This window comes from Sandarakinorhabdus sp. (assembly GCF_040398645.1).
GTDB lineage: Bacteria > Pseudomonadota > Alphaproteobacteria > Sphingomonadales > Sphingomonadaceae > Sandarakinorhabdus.
This window is the reverse complement of sequence record NZ_JBBATR010000026.1, coordinates 31,695-37,343: the sequence shown is the minus strand read 5'-3', so window position 1 is coordinate 37,343 and position 5,649 is coordinate 31,695. Positions and strand designations below refer to the sequence as shown.

Below are 5,649 nucleotides of genomic sequence, written 5' to 3'. Positions count from 1 at the left end.
CCCCACACGCCGGCCATCAGCATCCCCGCGCGCATGTCGCCGACGGTGGTGCCGGCCATCTTGTTCATCACGTAACTCATGCACAGGCGGGCATCCATGTCGCACACCACCAGCGATCCGCCGTAGCCGCCCCAGAACACGCTGTTCGGATTGGGGAACGGCCGCGCCGGGCCGGGGAGGCCGTAGCCGAGGCCGTAGGTGACTGGCATGTTGAGGATCAGATCATGGCCTTCGATCTGCAGTTCCTGCGCGCGGCGGACGCCGGCTTCGGACAGGAGGCGCTTGCCACCTGACACGCCGCCGTTGGCCATCAGCGTCTGCACTGCCGCGACGCTGCGCGCGTTGCCGTGGCCGTTTGCGGCCGGGATTTCGGCGGCGCGCCAGGCGCGGGTGCGGGTTTCCAGTGGATCGATGCGCGGGTTGGTCTGCATGTTCTTGGTCAGTGCCGATGGCTCCCCGGCGCTGATCGCGGCGCCGCCCGGTGGCGGCACCAGATCGGCGACGCGGTGATCTTCGCTGGCAGCCAGGCCGATGTGGAAATCGGCGCCCAGTGGCCCGGCCAGTTCATCGGCAAACACCGTGCCCAGCGTTTTGCCGGTGATGCGCCGCACGACTTCGCCAACCAGATAGCCCTGGGTCATGGCGTGATAGCCCGGCGCGGTGCCCGGCGGCCAATAGGGGGCCTGCGCCGCCAGGCGGCTGGTGACGAGTTCCCAATCATACAGGTCTTCGGGCTGCATCGGCTCGGCAAAGCCCGACAGGCCGGCGCTGTGGCTCATCAGCATGGCCACGGTGACATCCTGTTTGCCGGCGGCGGCAAATTCCGGCCAATAATGGGCGACGCGCTCTTCGAATTTGAGCCCGCCCTGATCGGCCAGCCACAGCGCCGTGAGTGCCGTCATCGTCTTGGTGGTGGAATAGACGTTGACGATCGTGTCCTGCTCCCACGGCCGGGTTTGCGCTTCGTCGGCCCAGCCGCCCCACAGGTCGATCACCGGCTCCCCATTGATGGTCGCGGCGAAGCTGGCGCCGATATCCTGGCCGCTGGCCAGCATGGCCGCCATGGTGGTGCGCACGCCTTCGAAGCGCGGATCAACAAAGCCCCGAACTTCCACTGAATCCATGTCGCTCATATCACCATCTCCTGCGGCAGCGGCGAAGGCCCCACCAGTTGCTCATAGAGTTTCAGCGCATAACGGTCGGTCATGCCAGCCACAAAATCACCAACATGGTGGGCGCGGGCCGGTTCCTCGGCTGGGCATAGCGCCGCCCAATCGCCGGGCAGCCGGCGCGGATCGGCATGCAGCACGTCAAACAATGCGGCCACCACCATTTCGGATGGATCGCGCAGCCGGGCCACGGCCGGCGCGCGGTACATATTCTCCATCAAAAAATTCTTGAGGCTGCGCACCTGCGCGCGCATTTCGGCTGAGAATCGGATGGCGTTGGCGGCGCGGCTGGTGTCCAGCAGATCGCTGGTCATGCGGCCGATTTGCTCGCGCACCAATTCGGGGATCAAACGCCGCCGCGCGGTCACGCCGGGCCAGCGCGCTGTCACCGCGGCCCAGCAGTCGGACACAAAGGGCACCGCGGCCACCACGTCTTCGATGCTGAACAGGCCGGCACGCAGGCCATCATCGAGATCGTGATTGTCGTAGGCGATATCGTCGGCAATCGCGGCCACCTGCGCTTCCAGGCCAGGCGCCCCGGCCAGATCGAGCGGCCACAGCGCATCGGCCGCCGCCAGTGCCCAACCCGGCATGTGCACCGGGCCATTGTGCTTGGCGAGGCCGCTGAGGGTTTCCCAGGTGAGATTCAGACCGTCCCAGCCCGGATAGCGCGATTCCAGCCGGGTCACGATGCGCAGGGTCTGGCCATTGTGATCAAAGCCGCCCCACGGTGCCATCACCCGTTCCAGCGCGTCTTCACCGCTGTGGCCAAAGGGCGGGTGGCCGAGATCATGGGCCAGCGCCAGGGCTTCGGTGAGATCTTCGTCCAGATGCAGGGTGCGCGCCAGGGTGCGGGCAATCTGCGCCACCTCCAGGCTATGGGTCAGCCGCACGCGGAAATGATCGCCATCGGGGGCGACAAACACTTGAGTTTTATAGCGTAATCGCCGGAACGCGCCGGAATGGATGATGCGGTCGCGGTCGCGCGCAAACGGGCTGCGGGTTGCCGATGGCGGCTCATGGTGCAGCCGCCCGCGCGACTGCCGCCAATCCGTTGCCAAGGCGCCGGCCGCCAGCATCAACGCACGGCGCCAGCCGCTTTCAGGGCCGCCACGGCGCCATCATCATAACCGAGCTCGGCCAGGATCGCGTCGGTATCGGCCTGTTTGGTCATGCGCGGCGCATCGGCGATCGTGGCGGAATAGCGCGGTGCCGGCGCTGGCTGCATGACGCCGCCGGCTTCCACAAAGGTCTGGCGGGCGACATTGTGCGGATGGTGCGGCGCTTCGGCCATGGACAGCACCGGCGCAAAACAAATGTCGGTCATTTCCATGATCTCGCACCATTCTGCGCGGGTTTTCGTGGAAAACAAGGCGGTTAGCCGATCTTTCAGCTGCGGCCAGCGGCCAGAATCCATCTGGGCGGCGAAATCGGGATCGTCCTTCAGGCCGGTTTTTTCCAGCAGCAGCGCATAAAATTGCGGCTCCAGACTGCCGATGCTGATCCACGTGCCATCGGCGCATTCGTACGTGTCGTACATGTGCGCGCCGGTATCGAGCAGATTGACGCCGCGTTCGTCCTTCCACATGCCACTGGCGCGAAAGCCCCAGATCATCGCCATCAGCGCCGCTGCGCCATCGGTCATGGCGCAATCGATCACCTGGCCCTGCCCGGTGGTTTTGGCATGCAGCAGCGCCGAAACCATACCAAAGGCCAGCATCATGCCGCCGCCGCCAAAATCGCCAACCATGTTGATCGCCGGGGTCGGCTTTTCGCCAGCGCGGCCATAGGTGTGCAGAGCGCCGGCCAGCGCGATGTAATTGATATCGTGGCCCGCCGCCTGCGCATAAGGCCCGAATTGCCCCCAGCCGGTCATGCGGCCATAGACCAGCGCCGGATTGACGGCATGGCACTCGGCCGGCCCCAGACCCAGTCGTTCGGTCACACCGGGGCGAAAGCCTTCGAACAATGCATCGGCGCCTTTGACCAGATCGAGCACCACGGCGCGGCCAGCTGCCGATTTCAGATCGACGCCGATGATCCGCCGCCCGCGCAGCAAGGGGTCGCGGGCATCGATGCGGGCGCCCGGCCGGTCGACGCGGATAACCTCTGCGCCGTGATCGGCCAGCATCATGCCGGCAAATGGCCCCGGCCCGATTCCGGCCAGTTCGATCACCTTGATACCCTGCAGTGGCCCCGCCATCTTGTTGTCCTTTGCGATTGATTTGCCCACTCCCCTGCCACGGAGCCGCGAAACGTCAAGCTGGCTGGGCTGGCAGGGGGTAGGCTGCGCACGGGACATTTTGGGCGTTTGACAGCCCGGCGGCGCCGGCACACATGGAAAGCCGACGCAAGTGGCTGGGCCAGCCGCCACCGGCAAACAGGATGCAGTGATGGCCGACAACAGCCCCATCGAGGATTTCCGGCAGGCGGTGGCCGCCAGCATGCGCGCTCTGGGCCACGCGCCGGGCATGGACATGGCCTACACCGCCGACAAGCCGGCCTGTTTTGGCGAACAGGCCCGTGTGCCGCAACCAGCCCGCGCGCTGCCGCCCGAACAAGTTGCCGAAGTGCGCGGCTGGGCGGACAGCTTTGCCCTCAAGCGCCGCCACCATGATGCCAAGCTGCACAGCAACGATCTGCCGGATGCCGGGCTGGCGCGTGACATCTGGAACGCGCTGGAACAAACCCGCTGCGAGGCGTTGGGCGCCATCGAAATGGCGGGCGTGGCCGGCAATCTTGATCGCATGACTGAAGCCCGGGTGCGCACCGATCCAATCGTGCGGGCCCGCACCGCCGAAGAAGTGCCGCTGGCCAGTGCGCTCGCACTGATCGTGCGCGAACGCCTGACCGGCGCTGCCGTACCGCGCGCCGCGCAAGCTGCCGTGGAAATGGTGCGCGCCGATATCGAAGCGCGCGCGGCCGGGCATCTTGATGATCTGGCCCAGCGGCTGGACGATCAGGCCGGCTTCGCCCGGACGCTGCGCCATGTGCTCGCCGATCTGGGCCTGGGCGCTGATCCCGACGAAGCCGCCGAAGACGCGGAGGACAGCGACGGCGAAGACGAACAGGAACAACCGGGCGAGGACAGCGACGATCAGGAACAGGACGATGGCGGCGGCCAGGACCAGTCCACCGAAACCCGCGCCGAGGATTCGGCCGATGCACCCGAAGACGCCCAAAGCCGCGAAGTCGAGATGGACAGCGACATGGTGTCCGACGCCGAAATGGGCGAGGACGGCGATGAAGGCATGATGCCGTGGCGGCCCAACCTGCCGATGTCGGATTTGCCGCCGGATTTCGAATATCGCGCCCACACCAGCAAATATGACGAGGAAATCGGCGCGGCCGATCTATGTGACCACGAAGAACTCACCAGGCTGCGCGCCTATCTCGACCAACAGCTGATCCCGCTGCAATCGGCAGTGACCAAGCTGGCCAATCGCTTGCAGCGCCGGCTGATGGCGCAGCAAAACCGCAGCTGGGACTTCGACCAGGAGGAAGGCCTGATCGATGCCGGGCGGCTGGTGCGAATCGTCACCAATCCCACCCACGCGCTGTCGTACAAGGTGGAGCGCGATACGCAATTTCGCGACACAGTGGTGACATTGCTGATCGACAACAGCGGATCGATGCGCGGCCGGCCGATTTCGATCGCTGCGATTTGCGCCGATATTCTGGCGCGTACGCTGGAACGCTGCGCTGTCAAAACCGAGATATTGGGATTTACCACCCGAGCCTGGAAAGGCGGCCAGAGCCGTGAAGCCTGGCTGGCAGCTGGCCGCCCGGCCAAGCCCGGCCGCCTGAACGATCTGCGCCACATCATCTACAAGCCAGCCGATGCGCCGTGGCGGCGGGCGCGCAAGAATCTGGGCCTGATGATGCGCGAAGGCCTGCTGAAGGAAAATATCGATGGGGAGGCGCTGCTGTGGGCGCATGCCCGCCTGCTGGCCCGCCGCGAAGACCGCCGCATCCTGATGGTGATTTCCGATGGTGCACCCGTGGACGATTCGACCCTTTCGGTGAACAGCGGCAATTATCTGGAACGGCACCTGCGCGCCGTGATTCGCCAGATCGAAACCCGCAGCCCAGTGGAATTGATCGCCATCGGCATCGGCCATGATGTAACCCGCTATTATGCGCGCGCTGTGACGATCATGGATGCCGAGGCCTTGGGCGGGGCCATCATCGATCAGCTGGCAGGGCTGTTCGAACAAGGCGGCGAGAAGCGCCGCGGCCGGTAAAACCGCCGCCAGCAGCTTCCGCTGCTGCATCATTGCCAAGCATTCATACGTATTAAACCAACAAGCCGCTGGCGCTTGTGCGTAATTGTCGCCTAAAGTGAATCGAATACGGGGCGCGGCATCATGCCGTGAAGGGGAACTGCACAATGAGCCAGCGTGGCCGCAGGCTAGGACAGGTGCCATTCCGGCAGCGCCCGGCCTATGGCCACCGCGCAGCCCGAAATTTGGCGGCGCTG

Annotated in this window: 4 protein-coding genes; 1 reads left to right on the top strand and 3 read right to left on the bottom strand. The window is 65.4% G+C overall.

Annotation, left to right across the window (positions count from 1 at the left end; genetic code table 11):
• The 3 genes from ABWP50_RS07920 to ABWP50_RS07910 form a co-directional block, all read right to left on the bottom strand.
• A partial coding sequence (locus ABWP50_RS07920) for a serine hydrolase domain-containing protein (RefSeq protein WP_353217456.1) occupies positions 1-1,133 on the bottom strand: 1,133 nt, incomplete at its 3' end.
• On the bottom strand, positions 1,130-2,248 hold the full coding sequence (locus ABWP50_RS07915) for a deoxyguanosinetriphosphate triphosphohydrolase (protein ID WP_353217457.1): 1,119 nt from the start codon (positions 2,246-2,248) through the stop codon (positions 1,130-1,132). The genes ABWP50_RS07915 and ABWP50_RS07920, both read right to left, overlap by 4 nt.
• Positions 2,248-3,372 carry a CaiB/BaiF CoA transferase family protein gene (locus ABWP50_RS07910; RefSeq protein WP_353217455.1) on the bottom strand — a complete coding sequence of 375 codons (1,125 nt, stop codon included), beginning with the start codon at positions 3,370-3,372 and terminating at the stop codon, positions 2,248-2,250. The genes ABWP50_RS07915 and ABWP50_RS07910 overlap by 1 nt, the downstream gene beginning before the upstream one ends.
• 190 nt (positions 3,373-3,562) lie before the next feature.
• Here ABWP50_RS07910 and cobT point away from each other — a divergent pair, with 190 nt between their 5' ends.
• The gene (gene cobT / locus ABWP50_RS07905) at positions 3,563-5,413 is read left to right on the top strand and encodes a cobaltochelatase subunit CobT (protein WP_353217454.1); all 1,851 of its coding nucleotides are present in this window, start codon (positions 3,563-3,565) and stop codon (positions 5,411-5,413) included.
• Positions 5,414-5,649 lie beyond the last annotated feature (236 nt).